Origin of the sequence: Nocardioides luteus (assembly GCF_000960475.2) — a bacterium.
Lineage (GTDB): Bacteria > Actinomycetota > Actinomycetes > Propionibacteriales > Nocardioidaceae > Nocardioides > Nocardioides luteus_A.
In genome coordinates, this window is sequence record NZ_JZDQ02000017.1 from 87,005 (window position 1) to 106,011 (window position 19,007).

18 protein-coding genes are annotated in these 19,007 nt (G+C 69.7%); 8 read left to right on the forward strand and 10 right to left on the reverse strand.

Features of this window, described 5'->3' with window-relative positions:
- Nucleotides 1-71 precede the first annotated feature (71 nt).
- Nucleotides 72-926 (forward strand): endonuclease domain-containing protein, encoded by an 855-nt coding sequence (locus UG56_RS13665; protein ID WP_045549535.1) that lies wholly within the window; start codon nucleotides 72-74, stop codon nucleotides 924-926.
- A 101-nt stretch (nucleotides 927-1,027) separates the two neighbouring features.
- On the opposite strand, the gene UG56_RS13670 is transcribed toward UG56_RS13665, so the two are convergent.
- Genes UG56_RS13670 through UG56_RS13685 form a run of 4 tightly spaced genes read right to left on the reverse strand, consistent with a single transcriptional unit; the run spans nucleotide 1,028 to nucleotide 3,961 of the window.
- Nucleotides 1,028-2,056: an SPFH domain-containing protein gene (locus UG56_RS13670; protein WP_045549534.1), complete on the reverse strand. Its 1,029-nt coding sequence runs from the start codon at nucleotides 2,054-2,056 to the stop codon at nucleotides 1,028-1,030.
- A 13-nt stretch (nucleotides 2,057-2,069) separates the two neighbouring features.
- The gene (locus UG56_RS13675) at nucleotides 2,070-2,516 is read right to left on the reverse strand and encodes an NfeD family protein (protein WP_045549533.1); all 447 of its coding nucleotides are present in this window, start codon (nucleotides 2,514-2,516) and stop codon (nucleotides 2,070-2,072) included.
- A gap of 60 nt (nucleotides 2,517-2,576) precedes the next feature.
- Entirely contained in the window at nucleotides 2,577-3,095 is a 519-nt protein-coding gene (locus UG56_RS13680) for a DUF6328 family protein (RefSeq protein ID WP_052693724.1), read from the reverse strand.
- Nucleotides 3,095-3,961: a glucose 1-dehydrogenase gene (locus UG56_RS13685; RefSeq protein WP_045549547.1), complete on the reverse strand. Its 867-nt coding sequence runs from the start codon at nucleotides 3,959-3,961 to the stop codon at nucleotides 3,095-3,097. Before UG56_RS13685 ends, UG56_RS13680 begins: the two co-directional genes overlap by 1 nt.
- Nucleotides 3,962-3,997: 36 nt before the next feature.
- Between UG56_RS13685 and UG56_RS13690 the strand changes: the two genes are divergently transcribed.
- On the forward strand, nucleotides 3,998-4,756 hold the full coding sequence (locus tag UG56_RS13690) for a spermidine synthase (protein ID WP_256206621.1): 759 nt from the start codon (nucleotides 3,998-4,000) through the stop codon (nucleotides 4,754-4,756).
- Nucleotides 4,757-4,774: 18 nt separating this feature from the next.
- Nucleotides 4,775-6,163: a class II fumarate hydratase gene (locus UG56_RS13695; protein ID WP_143055029.1), complete on the forward strand. Its 1,389-nt coding sequence runs from the start codon at nucleotides 4,775-4,777 to the stop codon at nucleotides 6,161-6,163.
- 98 nt (nucleotides 6,164-6,261) lie between these two features.
- On the opposite strand, the gene UG56_RS13700 is transcribed toward UG56_RS13695, so the two are convergent.
- From UG56_RS13700 to UG56_RS13710, 3 genes are all read right to left on the reverse strand, one after another.
- On the reverse strand, nucleotides 6,262-6,966 hold the full coding sequence (locus UG56_RS13700; protein ID WP_045549532.1) for a lytic transglycosylase domain-containing protein: 705 nt from the start codon (nucleotides 6,964-6,966) through the stop codon (nucleotides 6,262-6,264).
- 196 nt (nucleotides 6,967-7,162) lie between these two features.
- Nucleotides 7,163-8,554, reverse strand: coding sequence for a PhoH family protein (locus UG56_RS13705; protein WP_045549544.1), 1,392 nt, complete (start codon nucleotides 8,552-8,554; stop codon nucleotides 7,163-7,165).
- A 300-nt stretch (nucleotides 8,555-8,854) separates the two neighbouring features.
- Entirely contained in the window at nucleotides 8,855-9,631 is a 777-nt protein-coding gene (locus UG56_RS13710) for an isoprenyl transferase (protein WP_045549531.1), read from the reverse strand.
- A gap of 88 nt (nucleotides 9,632-9,719) precedes the next feature.
- On the opposite strand from UG56_RS13710, the gene trhA reads away from it, so the two are divergent.
- The gene (trhA, locus tag UG56_RS13715) at nucleotides 9,720-10,460 is read left to right on the forward strand and encodes a PAQR family membrane homeostasis protein TrhA (protein ID WP_256206622.1); all 741 of its coding nucleotides are present in this window, start codon (nucleotides 9,720-9,722) and stop codon (nucleotides 10,458-10,460) included.
- Here trhA and UG56_RS13720 read toward each other — a convergent pair.
- Nucleotides 10,421-11,686, reverse strand: coding sequence for an MFS transporter (locus UG56_RS13720; RefSeq protein WP_052693720.1), 1,266 nt, complete (start codon nucleotides 11,684-11,686; stop codon nucleotides 10,421-10,423). The two genes, trhA and UG56_RS13720, sit on opposite strands and share 40 nt — an antisense overlap.
- Nucleotides 11,687-11,744: 58 nt before the next feature.
- Between UG56_RS13720 and UG56_RS13725 the strand changes: the two genes are divergently transcribed.
- A complete protein-coding gene (locus UG56_RS13725) occupies nucleotides 11,745-12,722 on the forward strand; it encodes an ArsR/SmtB family transcription factor (protein ID WP_045549529.1) in 978 nt (325 codons plus the stop codon).
- Nucleotides 12,723-12,772: 50 nt separating this feature from the next.
- On the opposite strand, the gene UG56_RS13730 is transcribed toward UG56_RS13725, so the two are convergent.
- Both UG56_RS13730 and UG56_RS13735 read right to left on the reverse strand, forming a co-directional pair.
- Nucleotides 12,773-14,272: an amino acid permease gene (locus tag UG56_RS13730; RefSeq protein ID WP_045549528.1), complete on the reverse strand. Its 1,500-nt coding sequence runs from the start codon at nucleotides 14,270-14,272 to the stop codon at nucleotides 12,773-12,775.
- Nucleotides 14,273-14,327: 55 nt separating this feature from the next.
- Nucleotides 14,328-16,037 (reverse strand): tannase/feruloyl esterase family alpha/beta hydrolase, encoded by a 1,710-nt coding sequence (locus UG56_RS13735; RefSeq protein WP_071327068.1) that lies wholly within the window; start codon nucleotides 16,035-16,037, stop codon nucleotides 14,328-14,330.
- Nucleotides 16,038-16,227: 190 nt separating this feature from the next.
- Here UG56_RS13735 and UG56_RS13740 point away from each other — a divergent pair, with 190 nt between their 5' ends.
- From UG56_RS13740 to UG56_RS13750, 3 genes are read left to right on the forward strand one after another with little or no spacing between them, the layout of a single operon-like run.
- The gene (locus UG56_RS13740) at nucleotides 16,228-17,001 is read left to right on the forward strand and encodes an ABC transporter ATP-binding protein (RefSeq protein ID WP_045551761.1); all 774 of its coding nucleotides are present in this window, start codon (nucleotides 16,228-16,230) and stop codon (nucleotides 16,999-17,001) included.
- An 11-nt stretch (nucleotides 17,002-17,012) separates the two neighbouring features.
- Nucleotides 17,013-17,705, forward strand: coding sequence for an ABC transporter ATP-binding protein (locus UG56_RS13745; protein WP_045551760.1), 693 nt, complete (start codon nucleotides 17,013-17,015; stop codon nucleotides 17,703-17,705).
- Between the two features lie 49 nt (nucleotides 17,706-17,754).
- Complete coding sequence (locus UG56_RS13750) at nucleotides 17,755-19,002, forward strand: ABC transporter substrate-binding protein (RefSeq protein ID WP_084101038.1); 1,248 nt, start codon at nucleotides 17,755-17,757, stop codon at nucleotides 19,000-19,002.
- Nucleotides 19,003-19,007 lie beyond the last annotated feature (5 nt).

Below are 19,007 nucleotides of genomic sequence, written 5' to 3' on the forward strand. Positions count from 1 at the left end.
CCGTCGCTGCCCGGGGCACCACGTTTTCGGCGCACCGGAGACTGTCGGTGGTCGCGCCCATACTGGCCGGCATGGACGCGGTCGAGGCGCTGGAGCAGCTGGGCGGGATCGCCTGCGCTGCGGACATCGTCACGCTCTCCAGCCGCCGACGTCTCCGCACCGCTGTGTCGAGCAGGGCGATCATCCACGTCGATCGCGACCGCTACGCCCTGCCCGTGACCGACCTCGGTCGCCGCCTCGCGGTGGCGCACAACCTCCATCTCACCCATCTCAGCGCGGCGCTCCATCACGGCTGGGAGGTCCGTACGTCTCCCAGCGTCCCGCACCTCCTCCTACCGAGCGGACAGGAGCGACCCACGAGCAAGGCTCGGTTCTGGACGTACGACGCCCGGCGCGAGGAGCTGGACGGCTGGGCCACCGGGCCGTTGCTGACCGTGATGCTGTGCGCACGTGATCTGCCGTTCGCCTCTGCACTGACCGTCGCCGACTCGGCACTGCGCCACGGCTCTGTGACGCATGAGCAGCTCGTCACGGCCAGCCATACCTGGCGTGGCGGCCACAGGGCGCAGGTCGAGAAGGTCGCCGCCCACGCCAACGGCTCGGCCGTCAACGCCTTCGAGTCCGGACTGCGCGCGATCACCGCTTCGGCGGGCTACGAGTTCATCCCGCAGTTCGAGGTGCGCGTCGGCGCGCTGACGGTGCATCCCGATCTCGTCGACCCGATCCACGGCATCATCCTCGAGGCCGACTCCGGGGGCTTCCACGCCGACAGAGAGGCGCACGACCGCGACTGTCAGCGCTACACGATGCTCGCCGCCGACGACTGGATCGTGCTGCGGTTCACCTACGACCAGGTCATGTTCCAGCCCGAGTACGTGGTGAGGTGCATCGAGATGGCACTTTCACAGCCGGCTGCTGCAGCGTGAGCGCGGTCGCCCGGCCACAAGAGCCCTCACAAGGCCGTGCGACACGCCGGTGGACGGCGTGTCGCGGCTGAATCGGCTCTCCTTGTGGCCGCATCCCCGCCTCACCCGACGATGCGATCAGCGCGCGCGGACTCCTCCTTGGCCTCCTCGACGGCCTTGACGGCCTCGTCGTGGGCCTCGCGCTGGGCCTGCTCGATGGCGTTGCGCGGGGTGGGCACCGGTGGCGTACGTCGCTCGTCGGCGTTGCCGTTCCCGGCCGCCTTCGAGGCGTTGTCGGCGAAGGCGCCGGTGACGGTGCGCATCGCCTCGGTGAGCTCGCCGGGGATGACCCAGAACGAGTTGCCGTGCGCGGCCAGCGAGGGCAGCATCTCGAGGTACTTGTAGGCCAGGACCTTGGCGTCGGCGTCGTTGGCGTGGACCGCCTGGAAGACCCGTTCGAGCGCCTTGGCCTCACCGTCGGCCTCGAGCACCCGGGCCTGCTGGTGACCCTCCGCCTCCAGGATCGACTTCTGCCGGGTGCCCTCGGCCTCGAGGATCAGCGAGGCCCGCTTGCCCTCGGCGTGCAGGATCGCGGCGCGCTTGTCCCGCTCGGCGCGCATCTGCTTCTCCATCGCCTCCTTGATCGAGGCGGGCGGGTCGATCGCCTTGATCTCGACCCGGTTCACCCGGATCCCCCACTTCCCGGTGGCGTCGTCGAGCACCTCGCGCAGCCGCGCGTTGATCGTCTCGCGCGAGGTCAGGGTGCGCTCCAGGTCCATCGAGCCGATCAGGTTGCGCAGCGTCGTGACGGTGAGCTGGTCGATCGCCTGCAGGTAGTTCGCCACCTCGTAGGCGGCCGCTCGCGGGTCGGTGATCTGGTAGTAGAGCACCGTGTCGATGTTGACCACCAGGTTGTCCTCGGTGATCACCGGCCGCGGGTTGGAGGAGTAGACCGTCTCGCGCACGTCCAGCTTGGTGTTGACCCGGTCCACCAGCGGGATGACGAAGTTGAGCCCCGGCTGCAGCGTGATCCGGTAACGCCCGAACCGCTCGATGTTGTAGCGCCGGGCCTGTGGCACGATCCGGACCGTCGAGGCGACTCCCCCGACCACCAGAGCGACGAGCACCAGCACAATCAGCAAAAGCTCCATGACGTACGTCCTCCTATGGCGACAGCGACAGCGGGTCCCGCGGGTGCACGAGCGCGGTCGCACCTTCGATCTGCAGCACGTCGACGCGAACCCCGACCGGGATGACCAGGTCTTCGTCGTAGGGGCGTGCGGTCCACTCCTCGCCGGCGAGCCGCACGAGCCCGTGCGAGAAGCTCACCTCCGAGGTGACGACCGCCTGCCGGCCGACGAGTGCGTCGGTGCCGTCGAGCGACGGCGGTGGCACCGACATGTGCCGGCGTGCCACCGGGCGGACGAGGGCGACGCTCCCGCCACCGGCCAGCGCGAAGACGAGCAGCTGCACCAGCACGGGCGCGCCGAGGGCCGCGCTCCCTGCGGCAAGGAGCGCCCCGCCGGCGACGAAAGCGAACGCCAGCGTCATCGTGAACGCCTCGGCGACTCCGAGGAGCACCGCGACCAGGATCCAGAAGATCGACCACATAAGCCCACCCGACTCGGTTCCCCACCAGCGTACTCCGGGTGTGGCGGTCATCACATGGGGTCAGTGGGAGTTGTTTCGCCCGTTCGCCAGCGGCAGTCCCGCCCACAGCGAGACGAACAGGACCAGGACGCCGATGGCGGCGATGATGGCGGCGCCGAGCGAGAGGACGACGTCGAAGACCAGCAGCACCACGAGCGCCGAGACGATCGCGAAGCCCACCAGCCCGGCCCGCGCACAGATGTGTGAGGCCGTGACCAGCCACCGGCGCTGCCGACGACGGAACAGCATCCGGTGGAAGGAGACGGGAGCGATGATGAGGCTCGTGGTGATGACCGAGCCGACCAGCACGACGAGGTAGAGGGACTGCTGGTGTTCGGACAGGTCAGGGAATCGGGGCGAGAAGGGCACCGTCAGCAGAAAGCCGGTGAGGATCTGGACGCCGGTCTGCAGCACCCGCAGCTCCTGGAGGAGCTCGTTCCAGTTGCGGGTGATCCGCTGCTCCGGCCCCTCGTCCGGACCACCGCCGTCGATCGTCTCGTCGTCGTCGATCTCGTCGCCGTCGAACCTGCTGGCGCCCATCAGAACACCGGCCGTCCCCCCGTCACACCGAGGACGGTTCCGGAGACGTAGGAGGCCTCGGCCGGCGAGGCGAGGAAGACGAACGCCGGCGCGACCTCGGCCGGCTGACCGGCGCGCCCCAGGGGCGTGTTGGCACCGAACTTCTGCACCTTCTCCGGCGCCTGCGTGGCCGGCTGCAGCGGTGTCCAGATCGGGCCGGGCGCCACCGCGTTCACCCGGATGCCATCGGGTCCGAGCTCGGCGGCGAGGTTCACGGTGAAGTTGTTGATCGCCGCCTTGGTCGCGGCGTAGTCCAGCAGGCTGGTCGAGGGCTCGTACGCCTGGATGGAGGCGTTGTTGATGACGCAGCCGTTGCTCTTCTTCAGGTGCGGCACGGCCGCCCGGGTCAGCCAGAGCAGGGCGTACAGGTTGGTCTTGAAGGTCCGGTCGATCCGCTCGTCGTCCATGTCCGTCAGGCCCTTGTCGCGGGCGAACTGGTAGCCGGCGTTGTTGACCAGGATGTCCAGGCCGCCGAGCTCCTGCACGGTGCGCTCGACCACCTCGTCGCAGGCCTCGCGCTCACGCAGGTCGATCGGGATCGCCAGGACCGTCCGGCCGGCATCCTCGACCAGCTTCGAGGTCTCCTGGGCATCCGGCTCCTCCTCGGGAAGATAGGTGAAGGCCACGTCGGCCCCCTCGCGGGCGTACGCGATGGCGACCGCGCGGCCGATGCCGGAGTCGGCACCGGTGATGAGCGCGACCTTGCCATCGAGGCGGCCGTGGCCCTGGTAGCTGGACTCGCCGTGGTCGGGCAGCGGGTCCATCTCGCCGGTGAGCCCGGGAGGCTCCTGCTGCTGGGCGGGGAACTGGGTGTTGTCATCGCTCATGAACGAACCGGTACCCACATCGGACACAATGGAACCGTGACGGAATCGGTGATCGCAGAGACGACCGGAGCGAGGTCGGATGGCGAGCTTGCTCGTCCATTCGCGCCGAGCGAGGGAGTAAGCGCGCGCAGCGCGCACGGGGGCCTGGTCCTGAAGCACCGGGCCGACGGCCATCTGGAGCTGCGGGCCAACGGGATCTTCGTGATGGACACCCGGGAGACCTCGACCGAGAAGGCGCTCGCGACACGGGCGCTCGAGCTGCATCCGGAGCCGAGGAACGTACTCATCGGTGGTCTGGGCCTCGGGTTCACCCTCGAGGCGGCGCTGACCGATCCGCGGGTCGAGGCGGTCACGGTCGTCGAGATCGAGCCGCGCCTGGTCGAGTGGATGCGCACCGGCCGGATCCCCCACGGCCCGGAGCTCCTGGAGGACGAGCGCATCCACATCGAGGTCGCCGACGTGGCCGTGGTCCTGCGGGAGAGCCCGGCGGAGGCGTACGACGTCGTGCTGCTCGACGTCGACAACGGCCCCGGCTACCTGGTCCACGACGCCAACGGGGCGCTCTACGAGGCGCCGGCGCTGGCCGATGCGCGGCGGGCCACCGCCCCGGGTGGCACGGTGGTGGTGTGGTCGGCAGCGGAGGCTCCGGCGCTGCTGGAGGTGATGGCGCAGGTCTTCGACGGCGCCGAGGCGCTCTCCTACCCCGTCGACCTGCAGGGACACTCGGAGACGTACTGGCTCTATGTGGGCTGGCTCTCCTCCGGCGGGGTCTCACCGAGGAATGGCACGAACTAGTCAAAGGTTGAACCAGACATGGACGACATGAGCTTTCGCATCGAGCACGACTCCATGGGAGAGGTCCGGGTCCCGAAGGACGCGCTGTGGCGCGCCCAGACCCAGCGGGCCGTGGAGAACTTCCCCATCTCGGGCACGCCGATCGAGCCGGCGCTGATCCATGCGATCGGCCATGTGAAGGCTGCCGCCGCCAAGGCCAACCTCGACCTCGGCGTCCTGCCCGCCGACAAGGCCGAGGCGATCTTCGCGGCCGCGGGCGCCGTCTCCGAGGGCAGGCACGACGACGCGTTCCCGATCGACGTCTTCCAGACCGGGTCCGGCACGTCCTCCAACATGAACGCCAACGAGGTGATCGCGTCGCTGGTGGCGAGCGCCGGCGGCGACGTACATCCCAACGACCACGTCAACGCCTCCCAGTCCTCCAACGACACCTTCCCGACCGCGATCCACGTCGCGGCCGCGGTCGCCGTCAGCGAGCAGCTGCTGCCCGCGATCGACGTGCTGGCCACCTCCCTCGAGGCGAAGGCCACCGAGTTCGCCGGCCTGGTGAAGTCGGGACGTACGCACCTGATGGACGCGACCCCGGTCACCCTCGGCCAGGAGTTCGGAGGGTACGCAGCCACGATCCGCTACGCGGCCGAGCGGCTGGAGGCGGTGCTCCCGCGAGTGCGCGAGCTGGCGCTCGGCGGCACCGCGGTCGGGACCGGCATCAACACGCCCGCCGGGTTCCCGCAGGCCGTGATCGCCGAGCTCTCCGACCGCACCGGGCAGCCGTTCACCGAGGCCCGCAACCACTTCGAGGCCCAGGGCACCCGCGACTCGCTGGTCGAGCTCTCCGGCGTGCTGAAGACGATCGCGGTCGGCCTGATCAAGATCAACAACGACCTGCGCTGGATGTCGTCGGGCCCGACCACCGGCCTGGCCGAGATCCACCTGCCCGACCTCCAGCCGGGCTCCTCGATCATGCCCGGCAAGGTCAACCCGGTCGTCCCCGAGGCCACCTTGATGGTCGCGTTCCAGGTGATCGGCAACGACGCCGCCGTGACCGCCGCCGGAGCCTCGGGGGCCTTCGAGCTCAACGTCGCGATGCCGGTGATGGCCCGCAACATCCTGGAGTCGATCCGCCTGCTCTCGACCTCGATGACGGTCCTGGCCGGACGTACGGTCGACGGGATCGTGCCGATCCCCGAGCGTCTCCGCGCCTACGCCGAGTCGTCTCCCTCGATCGTCACGCCGCTCAACAAGTACATCGGCTACGAGGCCGCCGCCAAGGTCGCCAAGCAGGCCCTCGCCGAGGGCGCCACCATCAAGGACACCGTCATCAAGCTCGGCTACGTCGCCGACGGCACGATCACCGAGGAAGACCTCGACAAGGCCCTCGACGTCGAGTCGATGACCCACCCCTGATCAGGCACCGCCGAGAATGTAGCTGTGGGCGACGAAACGAGAGTTTGGTCGCCCACAGCTGACGATTCGGCCGCCAGAACCACCTTCTCGGCGGGGGCTCAGTACCAGCCGGAGGACTGGGAGTGGCTCCAGGCGCCGCAGGGGGAGCCGTAGCGGTCGTTGATGTAGCCGAGGCCCCACTCGATCTGGGTGGCGGCGTTGGTCTGCCAGTCGTCGCCGGCGGAGGCCATCTTGGAGCCGGGGAGGGCCTGCGGGATGCCGTAGGCGCTGGAGGAGGGGTTGGAGGCGCTGACGTTCCAGCCCGACTCCTTCTCCCACAGCGGCTCGAGGCAGGAGAACTGGTCGAGGCCCCAGCCGAAGTCGGCGAGCATCGACCGGGCGATGTCCTTGGGGTCGCGCAGGTCGAGCTCGATCTCCTCGACGCCGGCGATCGCCCGGACGTCGCCGGAGTCGGACAGGGCCGCCTGCTTGCCGGGGTCGGCGACCTCACGGCGGTCACCGGCGGAACGCGAGAGGGTGGTCTCGCTGCCGCGGGCGGCGGACTCGGCCTCGATCGCGGCGCGCTGGGCGTCGGTGAGCTCGGGGAGGTCGGCTGCCGACCCCGCGCTGAGCGTGGCGTCGTCTTGGGCCGGCCCGGTGTAGGCCACCCCGCCGGCGACGGCGGCACCGGTCCCGCCGAGGGCGAGGACGGAGAGGAGGAGGGTTGTCTTGGCGGTCGTACGCGCAGCCTTGTGCGGAACGTCGACAAGCGGATTCGCTGGCGCACCGCGATGTCGCGGGGCACGATGAACAGGCTTGGTCACGGGCTCTCATTCGGGGGCTGAGGCATTACAGACCCGCAAACAATGCATGAGCACCCGCCCTGTATCAAACCGGACGCACCGTTTGTAGGTCAGAAATGACCGTCCTGAGCATCACTTCCGTAACATGAGTCACAGAAACCACAACGGCCCCAGACCTCACCGGTCTGGGGCCGTTGACGTGACAATGATTACGGCGTCACGGGACGACGTTCTCCAGCATCTCGGTGACCAGGGCCGCGATCGGCGAACGCTCGGAGCGGGTCAGGGTGACGTGCGAGAAGAGCGGGTGGCCCTTCAGCTTCTCGATCACCGCGACGACACCGTCGTGACGCCCGACCCGGAGGTTGTCGCGCTGCGCGACGTCGTGGGTGAGCACGACCTTCGAGTTGGACCCGATGCGGGAGAGCACCGTGAGGAGCACATTGCGCTCCAGCGACTGCGCCTCGTCGACGATCACGAACGAGTCGTGCAGCGACCGGCCACGGATGTGGGTCAGCGGCAGCACCTCCAGCATGCCGCGGTCGATGATCTCGTCGATCACGTCCTGGGTGGTCACCGCGGAGAGGGTGTCGAAGACCGCCTGGCCCCACGGCGACATCTTCTCGTTCTCGGTGCCGGGCAGGTAGCCGAGCTCCTGGCCACCGACGGCGAAGAGCGGGCGGAAGATGACCACCTTCTTGTGCTGGTTGCGCTCCATGACCGCCTCCAGGCCAGCGCACAGTGCCAGCGCCGACTTCCCGGTGCCGGCCCGGCCGCCGAGGGAGACGATGCCGACCTCGGGGTCGAGCAGCATCTCGAGCGCGATCCGCTGCTCCGCGGAGCGGCCGTGGATGCCGAAGACCTCCCGGTCGCCGCGGACGAGGTGGACCTGCTTGTCCGAGCCGACCCGGCCCAGCGCGGTGCCCCGGTCCGACATCAGCACCAGGCCGGTGTGGCAGGGGAGGTCGCGGGCGACGTCGAGGTCGAGGACGCCGTCGTCGTAGAGCTCGTCGAGGTCGGCGGAGGCGACGTCGAGCTCGGCCATCCCGGAGTAGCCCGGGTCGGAGTCGTTGATCCGCTCGCCGCGGTAGTCCTCGGCCTTGAGCCCGACCGCGGACGCCTTGATCCGCATCGGCAGGTCCTTGGAGACCAGGGTGACGTCGAGCCCGTCGCCCTGCAGGTTGCGCGCGACCGCGAGGATCCGGGTGTCGTTGTCCCCGAGCCGGAAGCCGCTCGGCAGCGAGGACGGGTCGGTGTGGTTGAGCTCGACACGGATGGTGCCGCCCTCCTCACCGACCGGAACCGCCGTGTCGAGGCGGCCGTGGGTGACCCGCAGCTCATCGAGCTGCCGGAGCGCGGAGCGGGCGAAGTAGCCCAGCTCCGGGTGGTGCCGCTTCCCCTCCAGCTCGGTGATCACCACCACCGGGAGCACGACCTGGTGCTCGGCGAAGCGCGTCATGGCCTTCGGATCCGAGAGCAGGACGCTGGTGTCGAGAACGAACGTTCGCGCAGCAGGCGACTCGCTCTCCGGAGAAGGCTCCGACGCCGGTGTCGGAGCGGCCGACGTGTCGGCCTCGGTGACATGCTCGTTCGTGGTTCGGTTGGCCACGCGGATCACCTCTCGCGACCGGCTCATACACCCATGAGTCCGGCCATTTCATCGTCAATCAGATGGACCGGACGGTGGACCGTCAGTCGGGGTGCCGACCGCCTCACACCCGTCGGGATCGATGAGATCCTGACGCAGGTTCGGTTCGTGACTACTCACGTAACGGGCCTCCAGGTGCGACGGGAATTTGTTCCCCGCCGTTGGTACAACGCTACGACGCCGCACCAACGGTCCGTGGCAACACGAACGATTTTTCTTTGTGAACTCCTGGTGACACCACCGATTTGTTCCGGCCAGCGGTCACCTTCCGAGGCGACGCTCGCGCTGGGCGTAGGCCCGCAGGGCGCGCAGGAAGTCCGTGCGCCGGAAGTCGGGCCAGTAGGCCTCGCAGAAGTAGAACTCCGACTTCGCGCTCTGCCACAGCAGGAAGCCACCGAGGCGCTGCTCCCCCGACGTACGGATCACCAGGTCGGGGTCGGGCTGGCCCTTGGTGTAGAGGTGGTCGGCGATGTGCTCGACGTCGATGATCTGGGCGAGCTCCTCCAGCGAGGTGCCGCGGGTGGCGTGCTCGTTGAGCAGGGCGCGGACGGCGTCGGCGATCTCGCGACGGCCGCCGTAGCCGACGGCGACGTTGACCAGCATCCCGTCGACGTCCCGGGTCGCCTCCTCGGCGGCCTTGAGCCGCTGGGCCAGCCACGGCGGGAGCAGGTCGAGCGCGCCGACCGGGTGCAGCCGCCAGCGGCGTACGTCTGCCAGGGAGTCGACCGCGTCGGCGATGATCTCGAGGAGGGGTGCCAGCTCCTCGGCGGGCCGGTTGAGGTTGTCGGTGGAGAGCAGCCACAGGGTGACCACCTCGATGCCGATCTCGTCGCACCAGGTGAGCAGCGGCTCGATGTTGGCGGCGCCGGCACGGTGGCCGTGGGCGGTCGACTGGCCGACCGCCTTGGCCCAGCGGCGGTTGCCGTCGAGCATCACCCCGACGTGCTTGGGAAGCTTGGAGACGTCGAGCTTGCGGAGCATCCGCGCCTCGTAGGCGGGATACAGAATTCGACGTACGCCGTCCTTCCAGTCTGCCACGAGGAGAAGGGTATCGGCGGCGCGGCGACATCACCCAGCGGGACGGGATTCACCTGATCTTCAGGGTGGGCGGATACTCTTACGCTTCATGAGTGAGATGACGGACGCGATGCGCCTCAAGGTCGGCACGATCACCGACTCGGTCTCCTCGACCGTCCACGAGGCCCTCCCGAAGCTGCGCGGCTGGATCCATCTGGCCAGCGCCCCGCTCACCCTCGCCGCCGGTATCGTCCTGATCGTGCTCGCCCCCTCGGGCGCGCCACGCCTCGGCGCGACGGTGTTCACGATGGCCGCGCTGCTCCTCTTCACGGTCTCCGCGGTCTACCACCGCGGCAACGCGATGGGTAAGTGGAGCGCCCGCGCCCACACGATCCTGAAGCGCTGGGACCACGCCAACATCATGCTGATGATCGCGGGCTCCTACACCCCCTTCTCGCTGCTGCTCCTCGACGGCGTCACCCAGGTGGTGCTGCTCTCGGTGGTCTGGACCGGCGCGATCCTGGGCGTCTTCTTCCGGGTGTTCTGGCCCGAGGCCCCGCGTTGGCTGTACGTCCCGAACTACATCGCCCTCGGCTGGGCGGCGATCTTCTTCATCCCGTCCTTCTTCGACGGCGCCGTGGCGCTGGGCGTCGGCATCGGGATCGCCACCTTCACGCTGATCTGCGTCGGCGGCGCGCTCTACACCGCCGGCGGTGTGATCTACGGCTTCAAGCGGCCCAACCCGTGGCCGAAGTGGTTCGGCTTCCACGAGGTCTTCCACACCTTCACGATCCTTGCCTTCATCGTCCACTACACCGGCGTCTCGCTGGCGACGTACGCGCTGCGCTGAGCCTCGTCGCGGGCGCGCGCCGCGGCCGCGTGCCGGGCGAGCACCGCGGTGAGGATCCCGGTGACCGCGAAGAGCGCGCCCAGCGCCATCCAGCCGCCGGTGCCGTGGTCGATCGCGGTGGCGGTCACGACCAGCGGCGCGAGCATCTGGGCGAGCGCGTAGCCCATCTGGCTGACCCCCTGGTAGGCGCCGGCCCGGTTCTGGTCGGCCAGCTCGAAGGCCAGCCCCCAGCTGCCCGCCTCGCCGCGGGTCTCGGCGGCTGAGGAGGCGAGCGCGGCCGACAGCAGCAACGCGGTGGCGACCACCGGACCGGCGTAGGCCGCCGCGGCGAAGAGGACGCAGGCCGTCAGCAGCAGGAACCCGGCCCCTCGCACGGCCCGCCCTGCGGTGGCGATGTCGTGGGTCCCGCGCGAGGCACGCACCTGGAAGAGCGCGACGTAGACGGTGTTCACCACCAGCAGCACGGAGACCAGAACGGTCGGGGCGTCGGTGTGGTCGGCCACCCAGAGCGGCACCCCGATCGAGGTCACCCCGAAGTGGATCGCCATCACGCCGCTGAGGACGGTCGCGGTCACATAGGTGCGGTCGCGCAGCGGTGAGGGCCCTCGGGTCGTCGAAGGCCCGGAGCCGGCGTCCATCGACTCGCCCAGCCCCGCGACCCGGCGCCGCAGCCCGACGAGCGGCACCGCCGCGAGCGTGGTGAGCACACCGACGAGCACCATCGTGGTGCGGTAGGCCGTCCCGGTGTCCACCGCCAGCGCCACCGCCGCGAGCAGCGTCCCGGCGCCGATCATCACGTTCATCACCACCCGCAACCGGGCGCGCACGGCCACCCGGTCGGGACCGTCGAACCAGCGCGCGACCAGCGTCGACTGGGCGCTCGACTGGAAGCCACGCGAGGCCGAGACCCAGGTCGCGACCAGCACGAACGCGACCACGTCCCGGGCCAGGGCGTAGGCGAGCAGGGCGATGCCGTAGCTGGCCATCGCCCCCAGCTGCACCCGGTCGGCGCCCCACCGGTCGCTGAGCCGCCCACCTGCGTACGTCGCCACGACGCCGACTCCGCCGGCGACGGTCAGGCCGATGCCGACGGTGACCGCCGAGAGGCCGATCGTGCGGGTGAAGTAGAGCGCGCTGACCGCGAAGAACATGCCACGGGCGAGGGAGAGGGCGGCGACGGCGCCGACGAGCGGGCGCTCGACCGGGTCATTGGGGAGTCGGATCACGGGTCCCAGTTGTCGCACCTCGCGTCCATGGAACGTTAACGATGTAGCGTATTGCTTCATGATCAGGTACGAGCTGGCCGGCCCCGACCTGAGCGAGGTCCGGTTCGCCATCTCGCCGCTCAACGAGCTCACCCTCTCCCTGCGTGCGCTGCGCGACCCGGGCCGGTTCCCGCTCCACCTTCCTTGGCTGCGCACCGTCGCCGCCGCGGAGCTGGACCGCGAGACCCTGCTCGCGCTGACCAACGACCGGCTCTGGACGCCGGACTTCCTCAACCCCCGACCCCGGAACCCGCTCGCCCGGCTCGACGACGAGCTCGAGGTCGTCGCGGCCACCCCACCGGACCGGGTCCGCGCCGACCTCGCCGCGGTCCACTTCGAAACCGATCCGCCGGTGGCGCTGAGCGGGTCCCCGCGGGTGGTGCTGCGCCGCGTCCTCACCGCTCTCCGCGACTACTGGGACGCGTGCTTCGAGCCTCACTGGCAGCGGATGCGCGCGGTGCTGGAGGCCGACATCGTCCATCGCGGCCGCACGATCGTGCACGCGGGCATGGCGGCGATGTTCGGCGACATCTCGCCGCGGGTCACCTTCGCCGACGACGTCCTCGCGATCCGGCTCACCACCTCGAAGGTCGACTATCGGCGTACGACCGCGGGGGTCGGGCTCACCCTGGTGCCGACCCTGTTCAGCCGCAACCCGTCGACCCCGATCTCGCCCGAGGAGCCGCCGGTCATATTCTACCCGGCGCGAGGCCTCGGGACCCTGTGGACCACCGACCGGCCTCGGGCGCCGCACGCCCTGCGCGACCTCATCGGCGAGACCCGCTCCGGGCTGCTCACCCTGCTGGAGGCTCCGGCCTCCTCGACCGAGCTGGCCGTACGTCTCGGGGTGACCCCCACGGCGGTCAACCAGCACCTGCGGGCGATGCGCGCGGCCGGCCTGCTGACCTCGGCCCGCCACGGCCGATCGGTCCTCTACCTCCGCTCCGACCTGGGTGATCGCCTGCTGGACGCGGTGAACCCGGACGCGGTGAACTGACAAGGGGCGCGCGGCCAACGGCCGCGCGCCCCTTGCTGGTGGTCAACGTGTCACATGTGGAGCGGCTCGACGACCTTGTCGTCTCCGCCCTTGCCGACCCGCGAGTTGCGGTAGCCGTAGACGAAATAGATCGCGAAGCCGATCGCCATCCAGATCAGGAACCGCAGCCAGGTCTCGACGCTCAGGTTGAGCGTCAGGTAGATGCAGATCAGCGCGGCCACGATCGGCAGCACCGGGTTGAGCGGCACCGAGAAGGAGCGCGGCAGGTCGGGGCGACGCTTGCGCAGGATCGGCACGGCGATCGAGACCAGCGCGAACGCGGTCAGGGTGCCGATGTTGACCATCTCCTCGAGCTTGCCGATCGGGGTGAAGGTGGCCACGATCGCGACGAAGACGCCGACGGTGAGGGTGATCCGGACCGGGGTGCCGGTCTTCGGGTTGACGTGGGCGAACTTCACCGGGAACAGGCCGTCGCGGCTCATCGCGAAGACGACCCGGATGGCGCCGATCATCAGCGTCATCACGACGGTGGTCAGACCGGCGACGGCGCCCGCCGAGATCAGGGTGGCGAAGCCGCCACGGCCGACGTCGCGGAACGCGGTGGCGAGCGCGGCGTCGGGGTCGATCTCGTCGTACTTCACCATGCCGGTGATGACCAGCGCGACGGCGACGTAGAGGATCGTGCAGATCACCAGCGAGCCGATGATGCCGCGGGGCAGGTCACGCTGGGGGTTCTTGGCCTCCTCGGCGGTCGTGGCGACCACGTCGAAGCCGATGTAGGCGAAGAAGACGACCGAGGCGGCCGAGATGATGCCGAGGACACCGAAGGTCTGCGGCTCGAGGCCGAAGGCCCACTGGATCAGCGGCTGGTGGATGCCCTCGCCGCTGACGGAGCCGGCGCGCGCGGGGACGAACGGGTCGTAGTTGGAGCCGGAGACGTAGAACATGCCGGCGACGATGACGAACAGGACGATGAACAGCTTGACCGCGACGAGCGCGAGGTTGACCCGCAGCGACTCCTTGATGCCGATCGCGATCAGGCCGACCAGGACGACCACGAGCAGCAGCGCGGCCAGGTTGGGCTGACCGAAGTCGGCGTTGGCGTCCGGGCCGTACCCCTTGGGCCAACCGAGCCCGATCTCCTCGAGGAACGTCACCAGGTAGCTGCTCCAGCCCTGCGCGACCACGGACGCACCGAGCACCATCTCCAGGTTCAGGTCCCAGCCGATGATCCAGGCGAGCATCTCGCCCAGCGTGGCGTAGGAGAAGGTGTACGCCGACCCCGACACCGGCACGGTCGAGGCGAACTCGGCGTAGCACAGCGCCGCCAGGCCGCAACAGATCGCGGCGATGACGAAGGAGAAGACGACGCCGGGGCCTGCGTACTGGGCCGCGGCCCGGCCCGTCAGGGTGAAGATACCCGCGCCGATGATGACGCCGATCCCGAAGACCGTCAGGTCAACCGCGGTGAGCCGCCTTTTGAGCTGGAACTCCGGGGTTTCGGCATCGGCAAGTGATTGCTCGATGGACTTGGTGCGCCAAACAGACATGAGGGATAGGAAACCATCCCGACCGGTCGACCGGAAAGGTCGGGGGTGTCACCCGTCACATCTCGCACCGGAAGCTGCTCGCCTCCGAGGCGGGCCCCGCGACGTACGCCGGCCAGGTCGGCCATGCGCACAGCGGCCGCGTGCGGCCGGCTCCGGCGTTGCCGTCGGCGACCACCTGGTTCTCGGGCGCGACGCCGCGCTCGGCCCAGCCCTCCAGCGCGGTGAGGGAGTCGTACGAGGCGGAGTAGGCGACCGGGGCGAAGTTGGCGTGGTTGGCGCCGGGGACGAGGTAGAACCGCGAGAACTCCTCGGTCGCACGCTTGCCCATCACGCGCTGGACCCGCTGGTAGTAGTCGATCGTGGAGCGGTGGCTGACCAGCTCGTCGGCGGCACCGTGGATCAGGATCAGCCGGCCGCCGGCACGGGCGAAGGGGCGCAGGTCGGCGTCGTTGACGTCCTGGAGCGCGGTGAGCTCGCTGATCCGGCGCTGCCACTCCCCCGGGTCGGCCGGGTCGATCGCGAACGGGCTGATCTGCGGGTCGCGGGTGATGAAGTACTTCACCCACTGGTTCCAGAACTGCATGCCGTAGCCGGCGGTCACCGGCATCGGGTCGGCCGGTGCGGTGGTGCCGAACCCGAGGATCGGCGTCGACATCCGCGCGCCGGAGAGCAGCGGGAACCCGGGGTAGCCCCGCTCCCCGCTCGCCACCCGGTAGGGCAGCCGCCAGCTGCCGTCGGCGGCGACGATCGCGTCGACCTGCTCGCGGGCGAGGCAGGTGGCGCCCGGGGTCTCCCCCTCGCCGCACAGCAGCGTCTCCGGGTCGAAGTCGCAGCCGGCCTCGTCGGAGATCACCCCGTCCTCGAGCCCGTCGTCGCCGTCGCAGGCGGCCAGCACCCGCTGGGCGACGAGGTCCTGCTGGACCTTCGACGGGAACGCGCCGGGCTTGGCGAACTCGTGGGTGATCCGGCCGAAGAAGAGGTCGAGGGTCGCGGCGTTCCAGGCGGGGTAGGCGGAGATCACGCCGTCGAAGTCGCGCGGCCAGCGCTGTGCGACGGCGAGGGCCTCACGGCCACCGGTCGATCCGCCGGCGAAGTAGGTGGTGGCGGGCCCACGGCCGAACGCCTTCGTGATGACGAACCGCGCGGTGTCGTGCACCTTCTTGAGCGCGTCCCCGGAGAAGTTGCGCAGCGCCTCGTCGTTCTGGCCGAACCAGCCGTCCAGGCTGGCGATCGGGTGGCGGGTGGTGTCGGCCTGGTGACCGGAGTCGCTGGCATAGGTCGCGTAGCCGCGGCCGAGCGGCGTGCGCTGGTCGACCGGCCCGAAGGGCACGTTCTGGGCGAGGTTGGGGACGGTGCCGTTGTAGCCACCGCCGCCGAACATCATCGTCCGCCCGTTCCACCCCTCCGGCAGCGCCAGGCCCATCCGGATGTCCGGGGCAGCCGGGTCGACCGGGTGGATCGCGATGTCGGCGCGGCAGTAGGCCGGGATCGCGGTCGGGCCGGTCCCGGAGGCGGGCATCGACGTCGCCGCGGTGACCTCGGCGCCCGTGGTGGGCAGGCCGATCCGGTGCGCCGGGATCTTCAGCCCGACCAGCGAGGAGCAGGCGACGGTGGCTGCTGGCGCGGCGGCGAGCGCGGCGGTGGTCGGCGCGACCGTGGTCGGCGCGGCGGTGGCGGGCGCCTGGCCGGCGACCAGGGCCGCGGCGGCGAGGGCGAGGGCGGAGCCGACGGTCAGGGAGCTGCGTACGAGTCGGGTGTGGGGCATGCCCCTTAGGATCGCGACGCGGTGTGACGTGCGCCATGTGGCTGCCGCACACAACTCCAGCGCCCGAGATGTGGTCGGCCACGGGCCAACCCATGGAAGGCCGGAGTGGCTCTGATCCACACAGCCAACGCGCTCACTGTGTCGCGAACCCCTATGGCGTACGTCTCACCACTTCCCTAGCGTCGCCCATGTGACGAGCACCACATCGACCCCGAGGTGCGCACTCCGGACCGAGGGTCTCACCAAGGACTTCCGTGGCTTCCGCGCGGTCAGCTCCGTCGACCTCGAGGTCGCCGAGGGCACCGTCCACGCGCTCGTCGGCCCGAACGGAGCCGGCAAGACGACCCTGTTCAACCTGCTGACCGGGTTCCTGAGACCCAGCAGCGGACGGATCAGGGTCTTCGGTGACGACGTCACCGGGATGGCACCGGAGCGGATCACCCGGCACGGGGTGGCCCGCTCCTTCCAGATCACCAGCCTCTTCGAGAACCTCACCCCGCGCGAGCACGTCGAGATCGCGCTCCAGGGGCTGACCAACCAGGGCCTGAGGTTCTGGCGCTCGGAGAAGCTGCTCGGGCGGCGGCGCGAGGAGGTCGACCGGCTGCTGGCCGAGGTCGGCCTGACCGAGCTGGCCGACCGGCCGACCGGCCTGATGGCGTACGGCCAGAAGCGGGCGCTCGAGCTCGCCCTCGTGCTCGCCGTCGAGCCGAAGCTGCTGCTGCTCGACGAGCCGACCGCGGGGATGGGCATCGAGGACGTCGACCGCACCATCGAGCTCGTCCGGCGCATCGCGGCCGGACGGACGGTCGTCTTCGTCGACCACAACATGCACGTGGTCGGCCAGCTGGCCGACCGGGTCACCGTCCTGCAGCAGGGCGCGGTGCTCGCCGAGGGCCCCTACGACGAGGTCCGCGCGGACGCGCGCGTCATCACCGCCTATCTCGGGGAGGCCCACAGTGCTTGACGGAGGTCCCTGTGCTTGAGATCGAGAACCTGAGCGCCTGGTACGGCGAGGCGCAGGCGCTGCGCGAGGCCACCCTGAGCGTCGGGGCCGGCGAGGTCGTGACCCTCGTCGGCCGCAACGGCGCCGGCAAGACCACCCTGGTCCGCTGCCTGATGGGGCTCCACAGGCACCTGACCGGATCGGTCTGGCTCGACGGTCGCGACATCACCTCGCTGCCCGCGCACCGGCGCGCCCGCGCCGGGCTCGGCTGGGTGCAGGACGACCGCGGCATCTTCGCCAACCTGAGCGTGGAGGAGAACCTCCTGCTCCCGCCTCGCGTCTCGGAGTCGGCGTGGACGCTGGAGCAGGTCTACGACGCCTTCCCCGCCCTCGGCATCCGCCGGCGCGCGGGCGGGACGACGCTCTCGGGCGGTGAGCAGCAGATGCTCGCCGTGGCCCGGGTGCTCCGCACCGGCGCCCGCGTGCTCCTGCTCGACGAGCCCTCCGAGGGGCTCGCCCCGGTCATCGTCGCCCAGATCGGGGAGATCGTGCGGACCGCGAAGCAGTCCGGGATCGGCGTGCTGCTGATCGAGCAGAACGTACGTTTCGCCGCGACCGTCGCCGACCGCCACTACCTCCTCGCCCAGGGCCGCCTGGTCGAGAGCCTCGACAACGACGAGTTCGTCGAACGTCAGGACGAGCTGCTCGAACACCTCGGGATCTGACGTACCGCCCCAGCACAGCGCAGTCCCAACCCCCACGAGGAGAGACACGATGAAGAAGCGACGCACAGCTGCCACGGCCTCGATGGTGATGGCAGGTGTCCTGGTCACCGCAGGCTGCGGCGCCGGCGGCCCGAGTGCGGGCGGAGGCGACTTCACCGACGACAAGGTGGTCCTCGCCCTGCTCAACGACGCCTCCGGTGTCTACAAGGACGTCTCCGGGCCCAACTCGAAGATCGCGATCCAGATGGCGATCGACGACTACCAGGAGAAGTACGGCGACGACGCCGTCGTCGACGACATCGAGGTGATCTCGGCCGACCACCAGAACGAGCCCGACATCGCCAACACCAAGGCCCAGGAGCTCTACGACCGCGAGGGCGCCGACGTGATCCTGGACGTGCCGACGTCCTCGGCGGCGCTGGCCGTCGCGACGCAGGCGAAGAACAAGAAGAAGGTCTACATCAACATCGGCGCCGGGACGACCGAGCTGACCGGCGCGCAGTGCAACAAGTACACCTTCCACTACGCCTACGACACCTGGATGCTGGCCAACGGCACCGGCACCGTCGTCACCGAGGAGGGCGACAAGAACTGGCAGCTGATCTACCCCGACTACGCCTTCGGCCAGGACATGGTGAAGTCGTTCACCGGTGCCATCGAGGCCGGCGGCGGCAAGGTCGCGGGGACGATCGCGACGCCGTTCCCGAACGACAACTTCGCGACGTACATCACCAAGGCGGGAGCCGCGAAGCCGCAGGTCATCGGCACCATGCACGCCGGCGGCGACCTGATCAACCTGGTCAAGCAGTACAACGAGTCCGGGCTCAAGGACCAGGGCATCGACCTGGCCGTCGGGCTGATGTTCATCTCCGACATCCACTCGCTCGGCGTCGAGGCGTTCGAGGGCACGATCTTCACCGACGCCTGGTACTGGAACCTCGACGAGAAGTCCCGCGAGTGGGCCGACCGCTTCATGGAGGAGACCGGCGACCGGCCGACGTACGCGCATGCCGGCAACTACTCGGCGGCTCTGCAGTATCTCGAGGCCGTCCAGGCGGCCGGCACCGACGACGCCGACAAGGTCGTCGAGGAGCTCGAGGGCAAGAAGATCGACGACATGTTCCTGCGCAACGGTGAGATCCGCGCCGAGGACCACCAGGTGATCCACGACGTCTACCTGGCCCGGGTCAAGGGGCCGGCCGACGTCAAGGAGGACTGGGACTACGAGGAGATCATCAAGACCATCCCGGCGGAGGAGGCCTTCCGGCCGGCCTCCGAGTCCGGCTGCTCGATGTGAGGTCG